The 22,888-nt window shown below is 69.9% G+C and carries 22 protein-coding genes; 6 read left to right on the top strand and 16 right to left on the bottom strand.

Annotated elements, in window-relative coordinates:
- Positions 1 to 49: 49 nt before the first annotated feature.
- The 11 genes from ACRYJK_RS11140 to ACRYJK_RS11090 form a co-directional block, all read right to left on the bottom strand.
- Complete coding sequence (locus ACRYJK_RS11140) at positions 50 to 625, bottom strand: tail tape measure protein (RefSeq protein ID WP_482667656.1); 576 nt, start codon at positions 623 to 625, stop codon at positions 50 to 52.
- A complete protein-coding gene (locus ACRYJK_RS11135) occupies positions 622 to 828 on the bottom strand; it encodes a phage tail assembly chaperone (protein ID WP_482667655.1) in 207 nt (68 codons plus the stop codon). The genes ACRYJK_RS11140 and ACRYJK_RS11135 overlap by 4 nt, the downstream gene beginning before the upstream one ends.
- Complete coding sequence (locus ACRYJK_RS11130; protein WP_482667654.1) at positions 821 to 1,129, bottom strand: GTA-gp10 family protein; 309 nt, start codon at positions 1,127 to 1,129, stop codon at positions 821 to 823. Before ACRYJK_RS11130 ends, ACRYJK_RS11135 begins: the two co-directional genes overlap by 8 nt.
- A complete protein-coding gene (locus ACRYJK_RS11125) occupies positions 1,126 to 1,527 on the bottom strand; it encodes a phage tail tube protein (RefSeq protein ID WP_482667653.1) in 402 nt (133 codons plus the stop codon). Before ACRYJK_RS11125 ends, ACRYJK_RS11130 begins: the two co-directional genes overlap by 4 nt.
- A gap of 49 nt (positions 1,528 to 1,576) precedes the next feature.
- The gene (gene gp17, locus ACRYJK_RS11120; protein ID WP_482667652.1) at positions 1,577 to 1,975 is read right to left on the bottom strand and encodes a tail completion protein gp17; all 399 of its coding nucleotides are present in this window, start codon (positions 1,973 to 1,975) and stop codon (positions 1,577 to 1,579) included.
- Positions 1,972 to 2,532 carry a head-tail connector protein gene (locus ACRYJK_RS11115; RefSeq protein ID WP_482667651.1) on the bottom strand — a complete coding sequence of 187 codons (561 nt, stop codon included), beginning with the start codon at positions 2,530 to 2,532 and terminating at the stop codon, positions 1,972 to 1,974. Before ACRYJK_RS11115 ends, gp17 begins: the two co-directional genes overlap by 4 nt.
- A 109-nt stretch (positions 2,533 to 2,641) precedes the next feature.
- Positions 2,642 to 3,775 (bottom strand): phage major capsid protein, encoded by a 1,134-nt coding sequence (locus ACRYJK_RS11110; protein WP_482667650.1) that lies wholly within the window; start codon positions 3,773 to 3,775, stop codon positions 2,642 to 2,644.
- A gap of 84 nt (positions 3,776 to 3,859) precedes the next feature.
- Positions 3,860 to 4,291, bottom strand: a complete 432-nt coding sequence (locus ACRYJK_RS11105) for an HK97 family phage prohead protease (RefSeq protein ID WP_482667649.1) — start codon at positions 4,289 to 4,291, stop codon at positions 3,860 to 3,862.
- Positions 4,279 to 4,533 carry a DUF6127 family protein gene (locus ACRYJK_RS11100; protein WP_482667648.1) on the bottom strand — a complete coding sequence of 85 codons (255 nt, stop codon included), beginning with the start codon at positions 4,531 to 4,533 and terminating at the stop codon, positions 4,279 to 4,281. Before ACRYJK_RS11100 ends, ACRYJK_RS11105 begins: the two co-directional genes overlap by 13 nt.
- Before the next feature lie 16 nt (positions 4,534 to 4,549).
- Entirely contained in the window at positions 4,550 to 5,761 is a 1,212-nt protein-coding gene (locus tag ACRYJK_RS11095; RefSeq protein WP_482667647.1) for a phage portal protein, read from the bottom strand.
- A 31-nt stretch (positions 5,762 to 5,792) separates the two neighbouring features.
- Positions 5,793 to 7,721, bottom strand: coding sequence for a terminase large subunit domain-containing protein (locus tag ACRYJK_RS11090; RefSeq protein WP_482667646.1), 1,929 nt, complete (start codon positions 7,719 to 7,721; stop codon positions 5,793 to 5,795).
- A gap of 147 nt (positions 7,722 to 7,868) precedes the next feature.
- Here ACRYJK_RS11090 and ACRYJK_RS11085 point away from each other — a divergent pair, with 147 nt between their 5' ends.
- Positions 7,869 to 9,005 carry a GGDEF domain-containing protein gene (locus tag ACRYJK_RS11085; protein ID WP_482667645.1) on the top strand — a complete coding sequence of 379 codons (1,137 nt, stop codon included), beginning with the start codon at positions 7,869 to 7,871 and terminating at the stop codon, positions 9,003 to 9,005.
- A gap of 66 nt (positions 9,006 to 9,071) precedes the next feature.
- Complete coding sequence (locus ACRYJK_RS11080; protein WP_482667644.1) at positions 9,072 to 10,211, top strand: beta-ketoacyl-ACP synthase III; 1,140 nt, start codon at positions 9,072 to 9,074, stop codon at positions 10,209 to 10,211.
- 99 nt (positions 10,212 to 10,310) lie between these two features.
- Here the strand turns inward: ACRYJK_RS11080 and ACRYJK_RS11075 are convergent, their stop codons facing one another.
- The 3 genes from ACRYJK_RS11075 to ACRYJK_RS11065 form a co-directional block, all read right to left on the bottom strand.
- The gene (locus ACRYJK_RS11075) at positions 10,311 to 11,087 is read right to left on the bottom strand and encodes a hypothetical protein (protein WP_482667643.1); all 777 of its coding nucleotides are present in this window, start codon (positions 11,085 to 11,087) and stop codon (positions 10,311 to 10,313) included.
- 385 nt (positions 11,088 to 11,472) lie between these two features.
- On the bottom strand, positions 11,473 to 12,444 hold the full coding sequence (locus ACRYJK_RS11070) for an NAD(P)/FAD-dependent oxidoreductase (protein WP_482667642.1): 972 nt from the start codon (positions 12,442 to 12,444) through the stop codon (positions 11,473 to 11,475).
- A 101-nt stretch (positions 12,445 to 12,545) separates the two neighbouring features.
- Entirely contained in the window at positions 12,546 to 14,804 is a 2,259-nt protein-coding gene (locus tag ACRYJK_RS11065) for a catalase (RefSeq protein WP_482667641.1), read from the bottom strand.
- A gap of 127 nt (positions 14,805 to 14,931) precedes the next feature.
- On the opposite strand from ACRYJK_RS11065, the gene trmB reads away from it, so the two are divergent.
- Positions 14,932 to 15,663 carry a tRNA (guanine(46)-N(7))-methyltransferase TrmB gene (gene trmB / locus ACRYJK_RS11060; RefSeq protein ID WP_482667640.1) on the top strand — a complete coding sequence of 244 codons (732 nt, stop codon included), beginning with the start codon at positions 14,932 to 14,934 and terminating at the stop codon, positions 15,661 to 15,663.
- Between the two features lie 69 nt (positions 15,664 to 15,732).
- Positions 15,733 to 17,043, top strand: coding sequence for a spinster family MFS transporter (locus ACRYJK_RS11055; protein ID WP_482667639.1), 1,311 nt, complete (start codon positions 15,733 to 15,735; stop codon positions 17,041 to 17,043).
- Here ACRYJK_RS11055 and ACRYJK_RS11050 read toward each other — a convergent pair.
- Together ACRYJK_RS11050 and ACRYJK_RS11045 are read right to left on the bottom strand one after the other, a co-directional pair.
- Positions 17,040 to 18,332, bottom strand: a complete 1,293-nt coding sequence (locus tag ACRYJK_RS11050) for an adenylosuccinate synthase (RefSeq protein WP_482667754.1) — start codon at positions 18,330 to 18,332, stop codon at positions 17,040 to 17,042. The genes ACRYJK_RS11055 and ACRYJK_RS11050 overlap by 4 nt on opposite strands.
- A 367-nt stretch (positions 18,333 to 18,699) precedes the next feature.
- On the bottom strand, positions 18,700 to 19,881 hold the full coding sequence (locus ACRYJK_RS11045) for an acetyl-CoA C-acyltransferase (protein ID WP_482667638.1): 1,182 nt from the start codon (positions 19,879 to 19,881) through the stop codon (positions 18,700 to 18,702).
- Between the two features lie 146 nt (positions 19,882 to 20,027).
- On the opposite strand from ACRYJK_RS11045, the gene msrB reads away from it, so the two are divergent.
- The gene (gene msrB / locus ACRYJK_RS11040) at positions 20,028 to 20,450 is read left to right on the top strand and encodes a peptide-methionine (R)-S-oxide reductase MsrB (RefSeq protein ID WP_482667637.1); all 423 of its coding nucleotides are present in this window, start codon (positions 20,028 to 20,030) and stop codon (positions 20,448 to 20,450) included.
- Positions 20,451 to 20,463: 13 nt separating this feature from the next.
- Positions 20,464 to 22,632: a transglycosylase domain-containing protein gene (locus ACRYJK_RS11035; RefSeq protein WP_482667636.1), complete on the top strand. Its 2,169-nt coding sequence runs from the start codon at positions 20,464 to 20,466 to the stop codon at positions 22,630 to 22,632.
- Positions 22,633 to 22,888 lie beyond the last annotated feature (256 nt).

The raw sequence follows: 22,888 nt of genomic DNA, 5'->3' as shown, positions 1-22,888 counted from the left end.
AGCCTCATCCCCCGAACCCTCCCCACAGGGGGGAGGGCGAAGGAACTTCTCACCCCTCCAGCGCCCGCTTCACCGCCAGCGCCACCTGCCGCCCGCTCGCCGCGAACCGTTGGGGATCGCGCGCCGCCTCGCCGCCGACGTTGACCGTGATCCGCACATCGCGCGGGGCCCCGCTGCCGAGGCCGGTCTCGACCCGCCCGCTGGTGGTCGGCACGAACCATTCCGGTCCGCGCTCGCCCACGCGATAGGCTTGGCCCGGTGCGACGGGCCCGCCCGTCGCGCGCCCACCGACCCCGACCAGCCCGCCGAGCAGCCCCGCCGCCAGTCCGAGCAACCCGCCGCCGCCGCCGCCGAGCCCCTTGCCGGGCCCGCCAAGCCCAAGCGACGCCAGCCCCTGTCGCAGCGCCGCGCGGGCAATGTCGTCGAACACCCCCAGCGCCACGCGCCGCAGATCCTCGAACCCCACCGCGCCGCCCCGCGCGGCGCGCAGCAGCGCACCTTCGATGCCGCGCCCCGCCCGGTCCGCCGCGCCCCCAAGCACGCCTTCCAGCGTCGCACGCATCGCCGCGACCTCACCAGCAAAGCCCTCGCGGTCGAGCGCGACGTCGATCCTCTCCTCGCTCATCCCCGCTCTCCCGTCAGCGCCGCCTCAAGCTGCGCCAGCCCCGCGCGGTCCATCGCCGCGCCCGCGCCCTCATCCCCGCGCGCTGCGTCGACCAAGGCCGCCACATCCGCGGGCGTCGCCGCCCAGAACTCCGCCGGCCGCCAACCGAACAGCGCGCCCATCAGCCCCGCCAGCCGCGCCGCGCGCCGGGCAAACTCACCCACCGCGCACGATCGCCGCGAGCAGCGGCGCCAGCGCCCGCGACAGCGCCGCCAGCCCGCCCGCACTCACCGCTTCGGCGAACGCCTCGCGCGAGGTGAACCGCACCGGTTCGACACGACACGCCCAGGCGAGCGTGATGCCCTCGTTCAGCGTCAGCCGCCCCTCGGCGACCCGCTCGACCAGCGCGAACAGCGATCCCAGTTCCGCCTCCGCCGCGACCAGCGCGCCGAAGCTCGGCCGCAGCAGCACCCCCGCCAGCGCCGTCTCGCCGCGAACCGGGTTGGCACGCACCGACCCGCTCACGCGCCCACCACCGCGCCGGAGCTTTCCAGTGCCAGCGTATATTGCCGCTCACCGTTGAAATCGCCCGCATGGTCGAGCCGGGCCACCAGGAATCGCCCGCGCAGCTTGGCGCCGCTCTCGAACATCACCTCATAGGGCGCGATCGTCCCGGCGAGGGCATGACCCTGGATCGCCGCCTCTGCACTGGAGCCGGTGAACACCCCCGCTCCGGCAATGCTGACCGACCGCACCCCCGCCCCCGACAGCAGCTCGCGCCACCCGCCCGATCCCTTGTTGGTAACGTTGACCGCCTCACCGTTGATCGACAGCTGCGTCGTCCGCAGCCCGGCCACCGTCGTATATGCACCGCCCGCGTCGGCGATCCGCAGCAGAAACCCGCTGCCCTTTTCCATCACCATCCTGGTTCCTTCCTGAAAAGCCGCCGTCGTCCGAGTGCGCGGGTCGTGCTCACACCGACCAGGCCCGCGCCAGCAGATCGATCCGCGCCTCGCGCGCGCCGTCCTTGCGCTGGCCGATGCGGCTCGCGACCACGCGCGCGCCTGCGCTTTCCCAGCCCGCCCCGGTTCGCGGGGCGCCGAACACCGCCGCCTCGACCGCTGCGACGATGGCTTCGAGCCGCCCCGCCGCCCCGCGATCGGCCAGCGTCAGCGTCGCGCGTAGCTCGCGCCCCGGTCGCTCCGCCGCGTGCCACGGTTTCGCCTCCACGGCTGAGAGGGTGAGCACGGGGACGCCCGCGCGTCCGCTCGCATCACCGAACGCCACCCGCCCCGCGACCCCCGGCGCGTGGCGCAGCGTGTCGCGCAGCATCGCGCTCCACGCCGACGCGATCGTCTCGCCCCCGCTCACAGCCGCGCCCTCCGCCACGGCGCGAGCAGCCCTGCCGCCGCCGGGTCGATCGCGCGCCGCGCCTCCGCACCGTCGCGCGCGTCGAGCAGCGTCGCCGCCTGCAACACCACCGCCTGACGGATGGCGGCGGGCAGGTCCTCCGCGCGCTCCGCCATCCCTGCGACCAGCGTCACCGCCACCCGCCCGGCGACGCTCGTGTCCGCGATCCGCACCCAGCCCGCGCCCGCATCGTCGATCTCGATGGCGTAGCTCGTCATCGGCAACGCCGCGCGCGTCCCGTCCGCCGCCACGCGCTCCACCGCCGTGATCGCCCGCACCGGCTGCGTGGCGAGCCGCTGCCAACCGCCCGTCACCCCGCGCCTTTCGGTCACGCCGCGCGCCAACAGCGCGCGTCCGAGCAGCGCCTCGACCTGCTCCGATGCGGCGTGGAGCGCCGCCACGATCGCATCGGCGTCCTTGTCGTCGGCGCGGCTGCCGTCGCCCACCGGCGCACGCAGCCACGCGCGCAGTTCGGCGAGCGGTGCGGCATGCGGCACCGTCCCCTGATCGAGCGTCATGCGCCCCCCCTTTGCCGTTTTGGTTGGTTTACGTCCGACGAAGATCGCCAGTCCGGTTCGCGCCGCGACGCGGGCGAGCGGCTCGCGACCGCCCGCCCGCCCGCCGCGCTTAGCTGGCGCTGAAGCGCATCAGCTTGATCGCCTCGCTGTTGACCACCGCGCCGCCCACGCGCCGCGTCGCGTAGAAGTGGACGAACGGCTTGTTGGTGTACGGATCGCGCAGGATCGCCGTCTCCCCCCGATCGGCGATGACATAGCCCGCGGCGAAGTTGCCGAACGCGATCGACAGGCTGTCCGCCGCGATCGCCGGCATCTCCTCCGCCTCCACCACCGGAAAACCGAGCAGCGTGTCCGCCCGCCCTTCGCTAAGGCCCGGGCTCCACAGAAACTGCCCGTCGCTGGTCTTCATCTTCCGGACGCGTGCGAGCGTATCGCTCGACATCACGAACACCGCCCCCTGGCGATACGGCGCCTTGAGGCTGTGGACGAGGTCGATCAGCCGGTCCTGCGGCGACGCGCTGGCGAGACTGCCCGCCGCGCCCGACGCGACATGCTGCAGCGTCCCGAACGCCCGCGTCGCGTCGCCGTCCGCCGACGTCGCGTAGGTGACGAAACCCTTGGGCTGGTTGACCCCGCTCCCGGCGACGAACGCCGCGCCCTCCGCCCGCGCGAACTCGCGCGCGATCTCGTCGGCGAGCCAGCCTTCCACGTCGAACGCCGCATCGTCGAGCATTGCCTGGCTCGCGGCGGGGTTGGCGTAGAGGTCGCCGGTCGGCGGGGCCACTTCGACAAAGCTCGGGGTGCCGGTCATCGGCCGCGGTGCGACCTCGCTCGCCCAGCCCGACGGCGTCCCGCCCAGAGTCACCAGCTTGCGGTAGCCTGCACTGCCGGTGCGAACCACATTGGCGATTGCGCGGATCGGCGAAATCGCTTTCAGCGTTGCCCCGATCACCGCGTCAATCTCACGCGGGACGGCGAAGCCACCCTCCGCGCCGGTCATGCCGGTGACGCTTTTCAGCTCCACCCCGACATCGCTCCCACGCCGCAGGTAGCGGTCGACAAAGGCGTCGCGCGTCGCGCTGTCTGCCGATTTCACGCCGTCGAGCGGCGGCCGGCTCCGCTGCGCCGACAACGCATCGACCCGCGTGCGCAACGCCGCCAGCTCATCGCTGACCGACGGCGCGGCGGTGACGGCGGCGGGGGCGTTGGCGCCGGAGACGCCGGCGGCTTTGACTTCGAGCATCAATCTGATTCTCCCTGGCTGATGTGCCGATCTGGTTGCATCGCGGGGTTGTAGGACAGCGTTTTGCGCGTCGCTGGCGTAGCGTCACCCGAGCAGTCGTTCGATCCGCGCGGCGGGTTGCATCGGGCGGGTGACGATGCTCACCTCGACCACCGCCAGCCGCGTCAGCTCCCGCGTCGGCGCACCGCCGGGGCCTGGGTTCGCGCCCGGCGCGGCGGCGATCACGCGGTAGCCAAAGGAGAGGCCGTCCACCGCTCCTTCGCGCAGCAGCGCCGCCACCTCGCGCGAACAGCCGCTCGCCCCGTCGACCACCCCGGTGACGCGCAGCCCCGCGGCATCCTCCGCCACCGCCTCGACCGTGCCGATGCGGCGAAGCGGGTCGTGCTGCCACAGCAGCGGCAGCGGCGCGGCGGCATCGCCGAACGCCCCGCCCCGGATCACATCCCCGCCGCGATCGCGCACGTCGAACAGCGCCGCGTGCCCCTCGAACCGGAGCGTTGCGGTCAGCGCACCCAAGCGCCGAACCCCATCTTGAGCGCAATCCCGACCAGCAGCAGCGCGAGCGTGCCGCGCACCAGCCAGTCCACCGTCGCCTTCCACGCGCTCGTCTTGGCATCGCGCCACGCGCCGAGCAGCTCGCGCAGTTCGCGCACGTCATCGCGCGCATCGGCGTCGCCCAGCCCCAGCGCGGCCAGCGCGCGCTCCGCCCCCGCCGTCGCCGCCGCCTGGCACAGCGCCTCGATCTCCCGATCGGTCATCGCTTTCTCCTCCTCTTCACCGTTGCGGTTCGTCGTCTGGCGTGCCGAGGCCGAGCGCCGCACGCTTTTCCGCCGCCGTCAGAAAATCTGCCGCGCCGACCATTTCCCACAGCCGCGCGCGGTCTTCGCTGAGCTCGGGCACCGCATCGAGGTCGACCGCCACCCGCGCCGCGATCCCCCAGCCGGCGAGTCCTTCGTTGATCCCGCCAAGGATGCGCCCCGCCATCGGCAGCAGCGTGTGCCGCCACAGCGCCTTCATCGCCTGCGCATAATTGGCGTAGGTCGCATCGCCCGGCACGCCGAGCAGCATCGGCGGCACCCCGAAGGCGCAGGCGATGTCGCGCGCCGCCGCGTCCTTCAGCGCGGCGAAGTCCATCTCCGCCGGGGTCAGGCTGATCGCCTGCCACCGGAGCCCGCCGTCGAGCAGCAGCGGGCGTCCCGCGTTGGCCGCGCCCTGGAATTGCGCCGCCATCTCCGCCTTGAGCCGCTCGAACTGCGCGTCGCCGAGCGGGACGCCTGCGCCGCCTTCATGCACCAGCGCCCCCGACGGGCGCGCGGCATTGTCGATCAGCGCGCGATTCCAGCGCGACGCGCTGTTGTGGAGCGCGATGGCGGCGCCGGCCGCGTTGAGCGCCCCCGCCCCGTCATGGTCGCGCGCCGGATGCCCGACCTTGAGGTGGACGAGGTTTGGGCGCCCCCGCGCATCCTCGATCAGCAGCCGCCGGACGCGACGCGCGTCGGTCACGCGGCCATCGCCCACCCGGTAATCCGCGGCAAACGGCCAGCCATCGTCGCCGGTGACCAGCGTCATGCGGTCCGGCCGCAGCGCGAACAGCTCCGCCAGCGTCCCATCGCCGCGGTCGATCAGCTGCAGCCACGCATCGCCGTGCAGCAGCAGCGCCTGCGCCAGGCTTTCGATCAGCGTCTGCCCGCCGCTCGACGCGCGCACCAGCGAGCGCACCCGCGTCGCCAGGGCCGCATCGTCGGCGTCGACGCGCAACGGCGCCGCCGCCAGCGCCTCGCCGATCAGCCGCACCGCCCGCGCGGCGATGGGGTTGGTGTCGACCGCCGCCGCCACCCGCCCGGCATAGCTCACCGGCAGCGGCGCGGGCTCGTCCCCGCCGCGCCACCACGCGCTCGGTGCCCCCGTCGCCACATTCACGCCGAGCGGCAGCCGCTCCTCCTTGGCGAACCATTGCCGCATGCGCTGTGCCAGAGTTTGTGCCATATCGGTTCCTTATGCCTTGCCGCTGATGCGCTCAAAGTCGCCGCACGCGCGGGGCGGTGCGCGCGCCGCCGATCAAAGAGGTCATCGCCCACACCATCGCGTCGGCGCGGTCGGGGGAGCGGCCGGGGCCGATCCAGCCGCCGTGCCCGCAAAATCCCGACATTTCGTCCTCCAGTCGCGCGTGGACGCCGGCGCAGCCCGCTTCGCCGTTGGCCCATTTGAGCGCGATCGGCTCGGCGCGGGCGTGCTTGCCGCGGCTGGCGTGGACCAGTCGCAGCGGCAGCGCGGCGTCGGCGGCGGCGAGCACCGATCCGACCATCGCCCCGCCGTTATTCGCCTCCGCCACCACGCAGTCCGCGGCCCAGCGCGCCGCCGCCGCCGCCACCGCGTTCGCCCAACGTTCGGGCGACGCGCGCTCCACGCTGGCATCCTCGAGCACGAGGTAGCGCGGACCCTCCCCCGCCCCCTCGGCCTCGCCCCGCAGCATCCCGCACACAATGATCCCGCAGGCATCGCCGCGATCGCTCGCGGGCGGGTCGACGCCGATGACGATGCGCTCGAAGCGCGCCGCATCCGCAGGCCCGACCGCCGCCACCCGCGTCGCCTCGATGCCTGCGCGCGGCCACAGCGCGTCGGGCGCGTCCTCGATCAGCTCACCCAGCAGCTCCTGCCGCGCGAGCAGCGTGTCGCCATAGGTGGCGCGCATATCGGCGATGAACGCCGCCGGCAGGTTCGCCGCATTGTCCGCGGTGCTGCCGCGCGTCACCACCGTTCCCGCCCGCGCCATCAGCTGCTTGAGGATAGGCACCGGCCGCGGGGTCGTCGTCGCGACCAGCCGCGGTCGCTCCCCCAGCCGCAAGCCCATGATGAGGTTGTCGAGCGCCGCCTGCCCCGCGCTGCGCGGGTCGAGCGAGCCGCCCTCGCGCCCGCCCCCCGCTTCCCAACGCGCGAGTTCGTCGACCCAGGCGATGTGATGCGCCGGGCCGCGCAGGCTTTCGGGGTCCGCCGCCGAATAGACGCGCGCGATCGACCCGTTGGGCCAGGTCAGCGCCTTCAGCGACGGCGCCCACACCGGCGCGGTCCGCCCGCGCGCGCAGGAGAGGAGGCCGCTCTCGCCTTCGATCATCACCCGCCGCGCATCGTCGAGCGTGGCGCCCACCAGCGCGATCTGCAGCCGCGGCGTCGCGCGCGCGGCGGCGTCGATCCACTCCGCCCCGCTGCGCGTCTTGCCAAAGCCGCGCCCGGCCATCAGCAGCCAGCAGCTCCAGTCGCCCGCGGGCGGGCGCTGTTCGGGCCGCGCCACGATGCTCCACGCGCGCCCCAGTTCGGCGCGGTCGCGCACCGACAGCGCCGCGTCGACCACCGCGCGCTCGCTGGAGTTCAGCCCGTCGAGCACCTGCGCGATGCAGCTCCGCTCGATCTCCGCCTTGCGCTCCTCGACCGCTGCGTCGAGCGCCGCGGCGTCCGCCAGCTCGGCTTCGCTGAGCTCGCCCGTGCGCAGCGCCGCCATCGCCGCCACCACCCGCTGGCGCAGCGCCGCCTCGTCATAATCCGCGCTCACCGCCGCGTCGCGCGCCGCGGCAAGCGTCGCGCGGTCCTCGGCCCGCCGCGCCAGCAGCCAGCGGGCGAGCGCGTCGTCGGCCTTGCGCGTCGTGCGGCGCTGGGTTTCGCCCTCTTTCGAGGTGGTCTGCTCCTCGACCGTCCCGAACCGCGCCCGCTCGATCAGCCGCGCGTGGAGGTCGGCGAGCCCCTGGTCGAGCGCGTCGTCCCACGCGCGGGCAAAGCCCGGCCGGTCGCGGCGACAGCGCCACACGGTGGCGAGGCCGATCCCCGCCGCCCGCGCCGATCGCGCGACATTGCTCGTCTCCGCCAGCGCTTCGAGGAACAGCGCCTGCCGCTGCGGCCCGAATCGTGTGCGCGGATGCGGCGGTCGCTCATCACCGGCTGCGCTGTCGCTCATCCCACTCCCCCACTTCGCCCTCGGAACGGGGCAATGGGTGGAGCGGCGCGTTGTAGGACAGCGCGAACCGCCGCGCGGCGCAGTGACGCGGCGCGTTCGTTACCTCGCATGACAGCCGCCGTAGCCCGCGCTAGATCGATTATCGGGATGAGGGCACAGGGTTTTTTCTATCTTCTGCCGGCGATGCACGTCGCGTTCGCGCTGATCTTTTTCGGGATCTGGCGGGCGGAGCGGCTGCCCGCCGCGCGGCTGGCGGCGATCGGCTCCGCGCTCAGCATCGTCGCCATCCCGCTCGACATGATGCGCGCGCCGATGTTCCCCTTTCCCTGGAGCTACGGCTTCCTCGTCGCGGTCGCGCTGCACTGGATTTCGCTGTGGGTGATCAGCAACGCCTTCCTCGCCCGCCATGGCGAGCGGCTCGATTCGCGCTACCCCGCGGCGGTGATCGCGCTGGGCGGAGTCGGGGTCGCGCTGACCACCTTTGCCGGCGCTGCGGAGGAGCGGATCGTGGTCGTCGCACTGACCGCGGCGGCGATGCTGGTGCCGGCGCTGATCCGGCTGCGGCGGCGGAACGGCACCCCGCTCGACCGCGTGATTGCGCTGTTCATCTTCCTCTCGCTGCTCAGCTACCTCGGCCGGGCGGCGACGCTCAAACTATCGACCATGGGGGCCGAGGTCGCGAGCGCGCCGGTGTTTTCGAGCTACTGGAATTTCTTCTACCTGCTCGTCGCCATCGCCGCCCTGCTCGGCGCGCTGCTGATGACCATGGCGCTGACCGTCGACCTCACCCACCGGTCGCGCGATCGCAGCCATCGCGACGCGCTGACGGGCGTCGCCAACCGCCGCGCGCTGGAGGATATCGCCGACCGCCACGGCCGCATCGGCGCGGTGGTGATGATCGACCTCGACCACTTCAAATCGATCAACGACACCCACGGCCACAGCGTCGGGGACGAGGTGCTGCGCCGCGTCGCGCGGGCGATCGAACACAGCACCAACGACGGCACCGTCGTCCGCATGGGGGGCGAGGAATTCGCTGTGCTCGTGCCACGCGGATGCGACGGGGTGGAGCTCGCCCACCGGTTGCGCGAAGCGCTCGCCCGGCTGGAGATGGAGCATGACGGCCGCTCGGTGCCGGTGACCGCCAGCGTCGGCGTCGCGCGGCAGGACGCGGCCAACCCGCTCGCCGGGCTCGACCAGCTGCTGGGGGAGGCCGACGCCGCGCTCTACGCCGCCAAGAACGGCGGCCGCAACCGCGTCGTCGTCCACCAGCGCGCCGCGTAAGTCCGTCGCCGCCGTAGTCCGCCCGCCCTCTCGCGCTCGTCCCTGCGCTTCGCTAGAAGCACGCGCATGACCCGCGTCCACATCAGCGCCACCGGCCTCTACACCCCCCCGGACAGCATTTCGAACGAAGAGCTGGTGGCGAGCTTCAACGCCTGGGTGGAGCAGGAGAACGCCGTCCACGCCGACGCCATCGCCGCCGGCACCCGCGCGCCCCTCGAACCCTCGAGCACCGGCTTCATCGAAAAGGCGAGCGGCATCCGCGCACGCCACGTGCTCGACAAGGCGGGAGTGCTCGATCCCGCCACAATGCGCCCGCGCGCCCTCGAACGCGGCAACGACGAATTGAGCGTGATGGCGGAAATCGGCGTCACCGCCGCGCGCGACGCGCTCGACCGCGCCGGCCGCTCGGCCGCCGATGTCGACGCGGTGCTGTGCGCGGCCTCCAACATGCAGCGCCCCTATCCGGCGATGGCGGTGGAGATCCAGGACGCGCTCGGCATCGGCGCCGCCGACAGCGGGCGCGACGGCTTCGCCTTCGACATGAACGTCGCCTGCTCGTCGGCCACCTTCGGCATCCAGACCGCCGCCGACATGGTCCGTTCGGGCAGCGCGGACAGCGTGCTGGTGGTCAGCCCGGAAATCACTTCCGGCCACCTCAACTGGCGCGACCGTGACAGCCATTTCATCTTCGGCGACGTCGCCACAGCAGTGCTGGTCGAAAGCGCCGAACGCGCCGAAGGTCGCGGCTGGGAGGTGCTCGGCACCCGCCTCAAAACGCAATTTTCCAACAATATTCGCAACAATTTCGGTTTCCTCAACCGCACCGACCCCGACCGCCGCGACGACGCGGACAAGCTGTTCGTTCAGGAGGGGCGCAAGGTGTTCAAGGAAGTCGTGCCGATGGTCGGCGCGATGATCCTCGACGAACTCGAACGGCTGGGGCTGAAGGGCGAACAGTTGCGCCGCATCTGGCTGCATCAGGCCAATGCCAACATGAACCGCCTGATCGCGCAAAAGGTGTTCGGCCACGAAGCCAGCGAAGACGAAAGCCCGACCGTGCTCGGCACCTACGCCAATACGTCGAGCGCCGGGTCGATCATCGCCTTCCATTTAAACAGCGACGACCTCGTCTCGGGCGACCTCGGCCTCATCTGTTCCTTCGGCGCCGGCTACTCCGCCGGCTGCGTCACCATCCGCAAGGTTTGACGGGACTCCCCTGCGATCGCCGCACCCACGCGAACCCGACGCCCGCGCGAACTCACCGCAGTGTTCCTGATCCAATGCTTAGAGGCAATCGGGAGCTCTTCAATTCGTATTTCGAATTAAGCTCATCCATTGATTTCCTTGATACGCCGGCGCTGTTTGGGCTGCCAAAGCGCCGTCAAGAGCCCGTTGAAGCGTATCTCTGACGCGCGCCATTAACATTCGGCGTTGCGTGAACCTTACTGCTAAGCTCCTGTATTGCTCGTATAAAGCGTCGCTCTCAATATTTCCTCGGAAAGGATAAGGCACCTCATTCGGCCTAAGTTCTTGCTCAAAATAGTCCAACCGCGTAGAGGCCGAAATGCAACTTACAGCCTCATATGGAATCCATAACTTCGTCTCTCGCCGATGAAGCTCCAGAGGATCGGATGCCTGCTTGCCGTTGTTCTGAATGAAAAGTTCCAATTCCTTCCATTGATTGTCAATGGCAGCAATGTTCGTAATCACTTCATCGAGCCAACCTGGCAGAAACGTCAAAGCGCCAGTCGCGACGACTGCGTCTCTATAAGCTTGTTCAACTTGCCGGGTGTGAACTTGTGTTGGGTGATCGTTATTGAGCGCAAGGCGAGCGTTCAACAGTTCTTCGAGCTTTGCCTTTATCGCGTCATAGTCAACGCTAACGGGGATATCTTGAGGCGCGATCTGGCGAATGTCACCATCAGCTTTCCCGCTATCGGCTAACATATGCCGCCTCAACCGTTGCAAACGGTAGGTTTCTATTCCGATTCCGACTAATAAAAATAGGAGCGCGCCGGTAATTGCCGCTCCTGCCCAACCAGCGACACCGAACGCGGAAATCCAGCTTGTTGCCGATGCCACAACCGCTCCAACGGTCCCGCCGATCACAGGCCAGCCCCACCGCATAAGTGAGTGGCCCAAACCGCCTTCCCCAAACAGAAGGGCCCACCACGATTCGACGGTTTTGGCGGCCTGATCGGTCTTTTGGATTCTCCGCATATTCTCTTATTTGCCCGATCCCGGCCGTGCTGTGGAGTCGGAAGGCGCATTGCATCGCAGGCGATGATGCCCATCAATGCGAGGCTATACATTTGCCCGCGCCTTGGTGCGTTTGCTACATAATGCCGAACAATTTCAGCATCCCCAGCCGAGGGCGCGTCATGGAGCCTGAGACAAGTTCAGGGTGACGGCGGGTGCGAACCCGCCCGCGAGGTCACCCGCGTCGCCCGATTCGTAGCGCGCGCCGTCAAGCCGCGCCGACGCCGGTGTTGCCTTCGTGCACCGTGACCTCCTCGGTCAGCGCATCGAGCGTTTGGACGTCCTGCTCGCGCAGCCAGTTGTGCGCTTTCGTCGCCGCGATGGCGCCGTGGCCCATGGCGACGCTGATCTGGTCGAGCCCGTCGACGATATCCCCGACGCAGTAGAGCCCGGGCACCTTGGTCTCGAACACCGCCCCCGCCTCGACCTCCTCGCGGTCGTTGAGCGCAAGGCCAAGCTCCCCCGCCAGCCGCGTCCGCGGCGACACCCCCAGCGCCGGATAGACCACGTCGAACACCAGAGGTTCGGGCAGCCCTTTGAGGTGAACCTCCATCGAATCGCTGGTCGCGACATAGTGGTCGACCGGCGTCGCGATCACCGTGATCCCCGCCTGGTCCATCGCCGCGCGTTCGTCCGCGGTCATCTCGTGAAAGCGGTGCGGGACGACGGTGATGTCCGCACTGTACTGGCGCAGGAACAGCGCTTCCGCCGCGCCCCCGGTGTCGCAGCCGATCACGCCGATGCGCTTGTCGATATGTTCGAACCCGTCGCACACCGGGCAGTATCGCAGCACCGCCGCGCGGATCGCCGCTTCGTGAATGTCCTGCGGCATGTCGATCTGGTTGAGCCGGATACCGGTTGCCAGGATCAGCGACCGCCCCTGATAGGTCGCGCCCGCGTCATCGGTCAGCGTGAACAGCTCGCCGTCATGCCGCGCGCTCGCGATGTGCGCCTCATGCAGCGTCGCGCCGTAAAGCTCGGCGTGACAGGTCATCCGGTCGATGAGGTCGGGCCCCGCCACCCCCTCGTTGAAGCCCGGCGCGTTGTGCGTCGTCGGGATGCGCAGCGCGCGCGCCATGCCGTCGTGCAGCACCAGTGTCGAGCGGCGAAATCGCGCCATGTAGAGGGCCGCGGACAGGCCGCCCGGCCCCGCGCCGACGATCAGCGAATCGTAAATCATGTGGCGGTGTGCTCCCCTTCGTTGAAAATGCGGTTGCCCCTGCCCACGAACGGAGACGCGGACAGGGGCACCAAAGCTGCGGGCTGACCCGGATAGGGGGGCTAGGCCAGCATCCGCACCCTTGGTTCGCGATCCCAATGCCGCTTGGGTGCGACATCGGCGAAGCTGTTGAGGTCAGTGACGCCCGCGTCGGCTTCGACGCCGGCCTTGTCGAGCAGCGCCTGCGCCCCCGCGTTGTGGCCGATCGTCTTGACGTGGCCGAAGGCGTCCATGACGAACTGCACCGCGGCGCTTTCGCGGGTGAGCATGGCCGCGCCCTCCTCGCTCAGCACCACCGCCACGGCGTCGAACAGCACCGACGGCGACCCGGCGAGCTGGCCGTCCGCCTTGAGGCTTCCGCCCTTCAGCTTCACCTCGCCGATCTTGGGCGCGACCAGGAACGGGGTGCCGCCCTTGGCCTTGATCGCGGCGGTGAGCGCATCGACGTCCTTCTTGTCCGACCCGTCGGCGATCAGGATGCCGATCAGCCGGCCCTTCATCACCGGGTCGCCCTGCTTGACGATCGACAGCGCGTCCGAGGTCGGCATGTCGAGCGTCGGGCGCGCCGCTTCGCTCGCCGGCGGCAGCGGCATGGCCAGCCCGTCGGCAACGCGCTGGGCGAGGCTTTCGTCGATGTTGCGCAGGTTGGCCATCGTCCGCTCGCGCACCCGCTCGATCTCGCATTTCGACAGCTCGAACACGAGCGCCGAGGCGATATGCGCCTGCTCGATCGGCGTCTGCGATGCGTAGAACAGCCGCGCCTGACTGTAGTGATCGGCAAACGTCTCCGGCCGCACCCGCACCTTCAGCGTCGGGTCGTTATCCTCGCCGTTCTCGGGGAAGGTCCGAAACCCGTTCGGCACCGACCGCGGCCCCGGATCCTCGCCATTCTCGCCCAGCCCGTTGGGCTCGTAGGTGGCGCGGCCCTTGGGGACGAGCGTCTGCATCAGCCCGTCGCGCTGGAAATTGTTGAACGGACAGCGCGGCGCATTGACCGGGATCTGGTGGAAATTGGTCGTCCCCAGCCGCGACTTCTGCGTGTCGAGGTAGGAGAACAGCCGCCCCTGCAGCAGCGGGTCGTTCGAGAAATCGATCCCTGGCGGCACGTTCGACGGCAGAAACGCGACCTGCTCGGTCTCCGCGAAGAAATTGTCGACGTTGCGGTCGAGCGTCAGCGTGCCGATCAGCTGGACGGGCACCTCCTCTTCGGGAATCAGCTTGGTCGCATCGAGGATGTCGTACGGCTGCTTCGCCGCCCACTCGAGGTCGATGACCTGAATGCCTAGGTCCCACTGCGGATAATCGCCGCGTTCGATCGCTTCCCACAGATCGCGGCGGTGATAGTCGGGATCGGCGCCCGAAATCTTGACCGCTTCGTCCCAACAGGTCGACTGTGTGCCGGCGCGCGGCTTCCAGTGGAACTTGACGAGCGTGCCTTCGCCCGCATCGTTAACCAGCCGCCAGGTGTGGACGCCGAATCCCTGCATCGTGCGGTAGGAGCGCGGCAGCGAGAAGTCCGACATCAGCCACATCACCATGTGACTCGATTCGGGCATCAGCGAAATGAAGTCCCAAAAGGTATCGTGCGCACTCGCCGCCTGGGGAAAGGCTCGGTCGGCCTCGGGCTTTACGCTGTGGACGAGGTCGGGAAACTTGATCGCGTCCTGAATGAAGAACACCGGCATGTTGTTGCCGACGAGGTCCCAATTGCCCTCGGTCGTGTACATCTTGACGGCAAAGCCGCGCACGTCACGGGGCGTGTCCTTGCTGCCACGTTCGCCGGCGACGGTCGAAAAGCGCGTGATCGCTTCGGTGCGCGTGCCCTTCTTGAACACTGCCGCCTTGGAGATCGCGCTGATGTCGGCGGTCGCCTCGAAAAAGCCCTTCGCCGCGGTGCCGCGCGCGTGAACGATGCGCTCAGGGATGCGCTCGTGGTCGAAGTGGAAGATCTTCTCGCGCAGCAGGAAATCTTCGAGCAGCGTCGGCCCGCGCGCGCCGGCCTTCAGGCTGTTCTGGTTGTCGCTGATCGGATGGCCGTGATTGTCGGTTAGCGCCGGTCCGCCGCGCTGGTGGAGTTCGCCCGCATCGCCGACCTCCGCGTCGTTGAGCGGGCCGCTTGGCTTGGGGGCGTTCGCGCTCGGATCGACCGGCGGCTTGGGCGGCTGCGGCGATGAACTGCGGTTGCCCATGTCGTGAAGCTGGTCGCCCATCGGATTTTCCTCGAACGGCATGCCGCCCTTGGGACGAGGGCCGCCGGCCTTGCCTGGCTTGGCAGCGGCGGGAGCGTTTTTATTGGACGAGGGGGCTTCGGTCTTGGGCATCAGGGCACCTTTCAGCAAACTTGTCATCCGAACGAACATGCCCTGCCATTGCTCCCGCCCGCGCCAACAAATCCGCACAATATTTGTGATTTGAAACTCGGCGGTCGCGTCCCTATCGGCCGGGCGCGTGGACGACCGCGACGATCAGCCCCCGCCCCAGCCCCAAGCCCAGCGCTTTCGCCGCCTCTACGGCCGCGCCAAGGGCAAGCCGCTGCGCCCGCAGCAGGTCGAGCGGATCGAGCGGCTGCTGCCGGTGGTGGCGGTCCCCGATGACGGCCCGGTCACCAGCGCGGCGCTGTTCGGCGACGATCGCCCGCTCCATTTCGAGATCGGCTTCGGCGGCGGCGAGCATCTTGCCGCGCGGGCGGACCTGCTTCCCGACCACGGCTTCATCGGCGCCGAACCGTTCCTCAACGGCGTCGCCTCCACGCTCGCGCATCTGGAGCCCACCGCCGACCGCCCCGCGCTCGCCAACGTCCGCCTCCGCCATGGCGACGCGATCGAGGTGCTGGAGCGCGTGCCCGACGGCGCGCTGTCGTTCGTCTATCTCCTCCACCCCGACCCCTGGCCCAAGGCGCGCCACGCCAAGCGGCGGATGATGAACGACGGTCCGCTCGAGCTGATCGCGGCGAAGCTCAAGCCCGGCGGCGAATTCCGCTTTTCGAGCGACCACCCGATTTACGTCGAGCACGCGCTGATGGTGATGCAGCGCCACCGCGACGCCTTTGCCTGGACGATCGACGACGCCGCGCAGATGCTTGAGCGGCCGGTGGGCTGGAGCCCCACCCGCTACGAAGCCAAGGCCCGCCGCATGGGCCACGAGATCTGGTATTTCCGCTACCGCCGCCGACCTTTTTGACAGCGGCGTCCGCGTCCGCTCCACTGGCGGCTAGAGCGCGGACCACCGCGCCGGCGGGAGAGAGCGGTAATGACGACGGCACCGGCATCCACGGCGCACAGGCCGCGACCCGACGCGCGGGCGCTGCGTTTCACGCTGTGGACGCTGCTCGTCATCTACATTCTCAATTTTCTCGACCGGCAAATCGTCAACATCCTCGCCGAACCGATCAAGCGTGACCTGCAGATTTCGGACACGCTGCTCGGGCTGCTCGCGGGGCCGGCGTTTGCGGTGTTCTACGCGCTGCTCGGCATCCCGATCGCGCGGCTTGCCGACAAGCCTTCGACCAACCGTTCGCGACTGGTTGCCTGGTCGCTCGCCATCTGGTCGGGGATGACCGCGCTGTGCGGGCTGGCGCAGAATTTCTGGCAGCTCCTCCTCGCGCGCATTGGCGTCGGCGTGGGCGAGGCGGGCTGCACCCCCGCCGCGCATTCGCTGATCGCCGACAGCGTGCCCAAGGAACGCCGCAACCGCGCCATTGCATTTTACGGCATGGGCGTGCCGATCGGGACGCTGCTCGGCCTCGTCATCGGCGGCGTCGTCAACGACCAATGGGGTTGGCGCCCCGCGCTGATGCTGGTCGGCCTCCCCGGCGTGCTGCTGGCGCTGCTGGTGCCGCGACTGATCCGCGACCCGCGCATGGCGCAGAGCGTCGCCGCGCGCGAGGCCGCCGCCGCCGCCGCGCCGCCCCCGCCGCCGATGGGCCGCGCCATCCGCGCGGTGTTCGCCAACCGGAGCTTCCTCCTCCTCTGGTTTGCGGCGAGCTTCACCGCCTTCCTCGCTTACGGCAAGGGTTTGTGGACGCTCAGTTTTTTCATCCGCACGCACGGCCTGTCGACAACTCAGGTGGGCATCGCCGGGGCGGTGGTGCTGGGGCTGGCGGGGATGTTCGGCACCTGGCTCGGCGGGCAGCTCGCCGACCGCTGGGGCAAGCGCGATCCGCGCCACATCCTGACCGGCCCCGCGGTCGGGATGCTGATCGCCGCGCCGCTGCTGTTCCTCGGCTACTGGCTTGCCGACTGGCGCCTCGCGCTCGCCATGCTGATCGTGCCGACGATCCTCAACAGCCTCTACTACGGCCCGACCTACGCGCTGGTGCAGGGGCTGGTGCCCGCCGAGCAGCGTTCGGTCGCGGCGTCGCTGATGCTGTTCGGGCAGAACCTCATCGGCCTCGGCCTCGGCCCGTTCCTGTTCGGCGCGCTCAGCGACGCGCTCCAGCCCGCCTACGGCCAAGATAGCGTGCGCTACGTGCTCTACGCCGCGGCGTGGCTGGGGCTGATCCCCGCGCTGTTCTACTGGCTCGCCCGGCGGCGACTCGCCCGCGACCTCAGCGAGGCCTAGTCCTCGAACGGGTCGCGGATCAGAATCGTGTCGTCACGCTCCGGGCTGGTCGACACGAGCGCGATCGGCGTTTCGATCAGCTCCTGCAGCCGCTGGACATATTTGACCGCATTGGCGGGGAGGTCGGCGAAGCGCCGCGCGCCCGCGGTCGATTCCGACCAGCCGGGCATCTCCTCGTACATCGGCTCCACCGCCAGCTGGTCCGCGGTGCGCGCGGGGTAGTGGTCGATCGTCCCCCCGCCCGGCAGGCGATAACCGGTGCAGATCCGCACCGTTTCGAACCCGTCGAGCACGTCCAATTTGGTCAGCGCGATGCCGGTCACGCCGCTCACCGCGCACGCCTGGCGCACCAGCACCGCATCGAACCAGCCGCAGCGCCGCTTGCGCCCGGTAACGGTGCCGAACTCGCGCCCTCGCTCGCCCAGCCGCTGCCCGGTGGCGTCATCGAGCTCGGTCGGGAACGGCCCGCTGCCGACGCGCGTGGTGTAAGCTTTGGCGATGCCGAGTACGAACCCGACCGCCCCCGGCCCCAGCCCCGACCCGCTCGCCGCCGTGCCGCTGACGGTGTTGCTGCTGGTGACGAAGGGATAGGTGCCGTGGTCGACGTCGAGCAGCACCCCCTGCGCGCCCTCGAACAGGATGCGCTTGCCCGCCTTCCTGACGGCGTTGAGGCGGCTCCACACCGGCTGCGCGAATTCGAGCACGAACGGCGCGATCCCCTCGAGCTCGGAGACCAGCGCGGCGCGATCGACCGGCGGCTGGCCGAAGCCCGCACGCAGCGCATCATGGTGCGCGCACAGCCGGTCGAGCTGCGTGTCGAGCGCGTCCGGATCGATCAGGTCGCAAACCCGGATTGCGCGGCGGCCGACCTTGTCCTCATAGGCCGGGCCGATGCCCCGCCCGGTGGTGCCGATCTTGCCTGAGCCCGCGGCCGCCTCGCGCAGCCCGTCGAGGTCGCGGTGCAGCGGCAGGATCAGCGGGCAGGTGTCGGCGAGCGCGAAATTGTCGGGGGTGATCTCCACCCCCTGCGCGCGAAGCCGCTCGATTTCGTCCTTGAGCGCCCAGGGGTCGAGCACCACGCCATTGCCGATCAGCGACAGCGTACCGGTGACGATCCCCGACGGCAGCAGCGACAGTTTATAGACCGCGCCGTCGACCACCAGCGTGTGCCCGGCGTTGTGGCCGCCCTGAAAGCGCACCACCGCATCGGCGCGGCTCGCCAGCCAGTCGACGATCTTGCCCTTGCCCTCGTCACCCCACTGGGCGCCAACCACCGCCACATTCGCCACGCTCGCGTCCTCATAAAGCTGCGTCGCCGCCCGATAGGCGGGGCGGACGGGGAGGGCAATGAGGGGGGGGCTGGTCAGCGCGGTGAGGTACGGCGCGGGCGGTGCGGTGTGGGTGGGCGGCGGGCGGGGGGGGGCCATGCGACCTCACCACACCGCATCGCACCACGGCACACCACACCAAACCAAAGATCGTCACCCCGGACTTGATCCGGGGTCCCGCGTTATCGTTGGCGGAGCCACCGTCCAGGCGGGGCCGTCACGGGAGTAAATCCCATGACGTCGATCAGGTCGGCTCCGCCGCCTGTCGGCCGGCCTTCGGCGTCGGCTTCGCCGACCGGCGGATAGCGCTGCTATCCGCCTCGCCTTGTCAGAGAACCTCCAACAACCCCGCGGCGCCCATGCCGCCGCCGACGCACATGGTGACGACGACGTAGCGTGCGCCGCGGCGCTTGCCTTCGATCAGGGCGTGGCCGACGCAGCGGGCGCCGGTCATGCCGTAGGGGTGACCAATCGAGATCGAGCCGCCGTTGACGTTGAGCAGCTCGTTCGGAATGCCGAGCTTGTCGCGGCAGTAGAGCACCTGCACCGCGAACGCTTCATTGAGCTCCCACAGCCCGATGTCGTCCATCTTGACCCCGAACCGCTCCAGCAGCTTCGGGATTGCATAGACTGGGCCGATGCCCATTTCGTCGGGCTCGGTGCCCGCCACCGCCATGCCGACGTAGCGGCCGAGCGGGGTCAGCCCCTTGCGCGCCGCGACGCCGGCCTCCATCAGCACGCTCGCCGAGCTGCCGTCGGAAAGCTGGCTGGCGTTACCCGCGGTGATCGTCGCGTCAGGGCCCATCACCGGCTGCAGCGCGCGCAGCCCCTCCAGCGTCGTTTCGGGGCGGTTGCCCTCGTCCTTGGTGACCCGCAGGTCCTTCTGGCTGGTCTCGCCGGTCGCCTTGTCGGTCACGTTCATGGTCACGTCGACCGCGACGATCTCGTCGTCGAACTTGCCCGCTTCCTGCGCCGCGGCGGTGCGCTGCTGCGACTGGAGCGCATATTCGTCCATCGCGTCGCGGCTGATGTTGTAGCGCTTGGCCACCACTTCGGCGGTCTGCAACATCGGCATGTAGATCGACTGGTGCATCGCGAGGAGCGACGGATCGGGCTGCACGCGCATGTCCTTGGTCTGGACGAGGCTGATCGATTCCTGACCCCCCGCGACGACCACATCCATGCGGTCCATGACGATCTGCTTGGCGGCGGTGGCGATGCTCATCAGCCCCGAGCTGCACTGGCGGTCCATCGTCATGCCCGACACGGTCACCGGGAGGCCGCCGCGCAGCGCCACCTGCCGCGCGAGATTGCCCGCTTGCGCGCCCTGCTGCAGCGCGCTGCCCCACAGCACGTCGTCGACCTCCGCGCCCTCGATCCCGGCGCGCTTTACCGCTTCGCCGAGCGACAGCGCACCCAGCGTCGCGCCCGGCGTCGCGTTGAACGCGCCGCGATAGGCGCGGCCGATCGGCGTGCGGGCGGTGGAGACGATAACGGCGTCGCGGCTCATGGGCGGTTCCTTGGTTGGGGGAGTTGGGGGAGAAAGATGGGCGAGGTTGTGCCGGGAAGCCGCTCCCCGCGCAAGCGCCTGCCCTTCGCCCCGTGCGTGCGCGTCGCGTCTTGAGTTTCGCGCGTCATGCCGCCACGTTGCGCCGCATGACCGACCGCGACCCCGCATCCGCCGATCCCGCCGCGCTCAGCGATGCCGAATGGCGCGAGCGGCTGTCGCCCGAAGCCTATCATGTGTTGCGCGAACATGGCACCGAACGCGCCTTCACCGGCCGTTTCAACGCGCACAAGGCGGACGGCACCTATGTCTGCAACGGCTGCGGCGCGCCGCTGTTCGACAGCGCGACCAAATATGACAGCGGTTCGGGCTGGCCGAGCTTCTACCAGGCGATCGATCCCGCCGCAGTGACCGTGGTGCGCGACACCAGCCACGGCATGATCCGCGACGAAGTGCGCTGCGCCCGCTGCGAAGGGCACCTCGGCCACGTCTTCCCCGACGGGCCGCAGCCGACGGGCATGCGCTTCTGCCTGAACAGCGCCGCGCTCGACTTCGCCGAAGACCAGGGCTGAGCGCACCGCCGCGATGGCCACCGCCCGACCGTCCGGCGCGCGGCGCCGGTCCAGCGCTCCACGATCCAACGGTCGCACCCCGCCGCCCCCGGGCCGGGGCCGACGATGGTTCAAGCGCATCGCGTGGACGCTGCTCGCGCTCACGTTGGCGGCGCTGCTTGCGGTGGGCATCGCGGTTGCCCTCGCACGGCAGAACCTTCCCTCGTTCGAGGCGCTGAAACGCACCACGACGGGGCAGACGATCCGCTTCCACGACGCCAGCGGGGCGATCATCGTGTCGATGGGCCCGACCTACGGCCGCTGGCTGCGCCTGTCCGAAACGCCGCGCGTGATGCGCGATGCGATGATCGCGGTGGAGGACCGCCGTTTCCGCAGCCACATCGGGCTCGACCCTGTCGGCATGGCGCGGTCGGTGAAGGTCGCGTACGATAACCGCGGCACCGAGCGTCGCTGGCAGGGCGCGTCGACCATCACCCAGCAGCTCGCCCGCAACATTTTCCTCACCAACAGCTACAGCCTCAGCCGCAAGATGCGCGAGGCGATCCTGGCGCTCGCGCTCGAGAGCAAGTTCACCAAGGACCAGATCCTCGAACTCTACCTCAACAAGGTCTATTTCGGCGGCGGCAGCTACGGCATCGACGCTGCCAGCCGGCGCTTTTTCGGGCACAGCGCGACCAGCCTCGACCTCAACGAAGCGGCGGTGATCGCCGGCCTCGTGAAGGCGCCGTCGAGCTATTCGCCGACCGCCGACGCCCAGGCGGCGATCGGCCGCGCGGGGGTGGTGCTCGATACCATGCTCGACGCCGGGGTGATCAGCCCGATGCAGCGCCGCCGCGCGCGGCCCGCCGACGTGACGCTGACCGCCGAGCCCAACCAGAACAGCGCGCGTTATTTCACCGACTGGGCGCTGCTCCAGCTCGATACGCTGATCGACCCGACCAGCGAGGCGATCGACGTCTACACGACGCTCGACCTCGGCCTGCAGCGCGCAGCGACTGCGGCGGTGCAGTCGAACACCCCGGCAGGGGCGCAGGGGGCGCTCGTCAGCCTAGAGAACGACGGCGCGGTGCGGGCGATGGTCGGCGGGCGCGATTACGTCACCTCCAACTACAACCGCGCGACCGTCGCACGCCGCCAGCCGGGTTCGGCGTGGAAGCTGTTCGTGTATATGGCCGCGCTGGAGGCGGGGCAGCAGGTCGGCGACCGCGTAATTGACGAACCCGTGACCATCAATGGCTGGCGCCCGCGCAACAGTTCGGGGCGCTACAGCGGCGCGATCGACCTGCGCACCGCATTTGCCTATTCGGTCAACACCGTCGCGGCAAAGCTCGGCCAGGCGGTCGGGACCAGCGCGATTGCGTCGATAGCCCGGCGCTTCGGCATCACCTCCCCCATCAACACCCACCCGTCGATGGTGCTGGGGACGAGCGAGGTGCGCGTCATCGACATGACCGCCGCCTTTGCCGCGGTGTCCGCCGAAGGCCGCTCGGTGCAGCCCTATGGCATCACCCGCGTCGCGACCGCGGGGGGCGAGATCCTCTACGAACGCCCGGTGCGCGAGGCGAGCGTGCTGGTCGACCCGTGGGTGGCGGCGGGGATCACCGACCTCCTCCAGACCGCGGTCAACACGGGCACCGGCCGCGCCGCACAGATCGGACGCCCCGTCGCGGGCAAGACCGGCACCACCAGCAGCAACAAGGACGGCTGGTTCCTCGGCTTTTCGAGCGGGCTGACGACCGGTGTGTGGATGGGTCGCGACGACGCGCGCGCGGTCGGCGGATTGCAGGGCGGCACCGCACCCGCCCGCGCCTTTGCCGATTTCATGCGAGTCGCGGTGGCCGACCGGCCGGTCGTGCCGTTCAAGACCGAGGTCGAACTGCCGCAATGGCAGCTCGAAAGCGACGACGAAGCCTATATGGGCGAGCCGCTGCCCGACGACGGCTTCGGCGAGCCGACGGTGGTCCCCGCCGACCCCGACTTCAACGCCCCGGTGATCGAGCCCGACAGCGGCGGCGTCGCGCCCGCCAAGCCGGCGCCCGAGCCCGACGGCCCCCGGCTCGACCAGAAGTGGATCGACGAACAGACCGGCCGCCGCGCGCCAACGCCGCCCCCGCCACCCCCCGCCCCCCGAGCCCCGCCCCCCTCCACCAACGAGGGGGTGAAGGTCAGCAACGAGTTCTGACGAGGCGCGCGACGCGGCGGCCGGCGTCCGCGCCGGCGGCAGGAGCGCAGGCGGGAAGGGGAGCGGGGGAGCGGGCCAGCGGGCCGGCTGAGGGAGCGCAGGCGTGAAGGCGAGCGGGCGAGCGGATGGCTGGCAGGCGGGTAGGCAGGCGGGCGGGCAAGCCGCCCTCACCCCCACCCGTCATGCCGAACTTGTTTCAGCATCCAGGGCCGAGGCGCGGCGCGCGGACCCTGAAACAAGTTCAGGGTGACGAAGG

This window comes from Sphingomonas sp. BLHR8, from assembly GCF_056821725.1.
Note: the sequence above shows the minus strand (reverse complement) of the source record. Positions and strands in the feature narration are given on the sequence as shown.

Bases quoted from the DNA above. Each gene is read 5' to 3' on its own strand.
- ACRYJK_RS11140 (WP_482667656.1), bottom strand. From the start codon at position 625: ATGAGCGAGGAGAGGATCGACGTCGCGCTCGACCGCGAGGGCTTTGCT.
- ACRYJK_RS11125 (WP_482667653.1), bottom strand. From the start codon at position 1,527: ATGGTGATGGAAAAGGGCAGCGGGTTTCTGCTGCGGATCGCCGACGCG.
- ACRYJK_RS11115 (WP_482667651.1), bottom strand. From the start codon at position 2,532: ATGACGCTCGATCAGGGGACGGTGCCGCATGCCGCACCGCTCGCCGAA.
- ACRYJK_RS11110 (WP_482667650.1), bottom strand. From the start codon at position 3,775: ATGCTCGAAGTCAAAGCCGCCGGCGTCTCCGGCGCCAACGCCCCCGCC.
- ACRYJK_RS11100 (WP_482667648.1), bottom strand. From the start codon at position 4,533: ATGACCGATCGGGAGATCGAGGCGCTGTGCCAGGCGGCGGCGACGGCG.
- ACRYJK_RS11095 (WP_482667647.1), bottom strand. From the start codon at position 5,761: ATGGCACAAACTCTGGCACAGCGCATGCGGCAATGGTTCGCCAAGGAG.
- ACRYJK_RS11090 (WP_482667646.1), bottom strand. From the start codon at position 7,721: ATGAGCGACAGCGCAGCCGGTGATGAGCGACCGCCGCATCCGCGCACA.
- ACRYJK_RS11085 (WP_482667645.1), top strand. From the start codon at position 7,869: ATGAGGGCACAGGGTTTTTTCTATCTTCTGCCGGCGATGCACGTCGCG.
- ACRYJK_RS11080 (WP_482667644.1), top strand. From the start codon at position 9,072: ATGACCCGCGTCCACATCAGCGCCACCGGCCTCTACACCCCCCCGGAC.
- ACRYJK_RS11070 (WP_482667642.1), bottom strand. From the start codon at position 12,444: ATGATTTACGATTCGCTGATCGTCGGCGCGGGGCCGGGCGGCCTGTCC.
- ACRYJK_RS11065 (WP_482667641.1), bottom strand. From the start codon at position 14,804: ATGCCCAAGACCGAAGCCCCCTCGTCCAATAAAAACGCTCCCGCCGCT.
- ACRYJK_RS11055 (WP_482667639.1), top strand. From the start codon at position 15,733: ATGACGACGGCACCGGCATCCACGGCGCACAGGCCGCGACCCGACGCG.
- ACRYJK_RS11045 (WP_482667638.1), bottom strand. From the start codon at position 19,881: ATGAGCCGCGACGCCGTTATCGTCTCCACCGCCCGCACGCCGATCGGC.
- msrB (WP_482667637.1), top strand. From the start codon at position 20,028: ATGACCGACCGCGACCCCGCATCCGCCGATCCCGCCGCGCTCAGCGAT.
- ACRYJK_RS11035 (WP_482667636.1), top strand. From the start codon at position 20,464: ATGGCCACCGCCCGACCGTCCGGCGCGCGGCGCCGGTCCAGCGCTCCA.